The sequence below is a fragment of the Herbidospora sp. RD11066 genome, from assembly GCF_054661255.1.
This window is the reverse complement of sequence record NZ_BAAGDO010000331.1, coordinates 1-242: the sequence shown is the minus strand read 5'-3', so window position 1 is coordinate 242 and position 242 is coordinate 1. Positions and strand designations below refer to the sequence as shown.

Here is a 242-nt window from a genome sequence, read left to right as displayed (position 1 = left end):
AATTCAAAGGTTCTCTGGCACAAAGAGATAACAAAACAAAAATATATGACCCTCAGTCTGGAAAGCTGAAAATTGCAGGGTTTTTAAGGGACTTCATTGTAAATCTAGCATACACCCTGCAAAGCTTTTGCCAGCTTGCTTTCAGCTCTCTTCTCCACACTCCCCTGTCCTCTTCTGCATTGCAGAGGGCTCATCCTGCAAACTACATTTCTCGGACTTCCCAGCCAATGGGCTTCTGGCCG

1 protein-coding gene is annotated in these 242 nt (G+C 45.5%); it reads left to right on the top strand.

The features are described from left to right. Positions 1-242, top strand: a 242-nt coding sequence (locus tag ACYQ78_RS40050) for a hypothetical protein (protein WP_459806226.1), incomplete at both ends; no start/stop codon positions are given.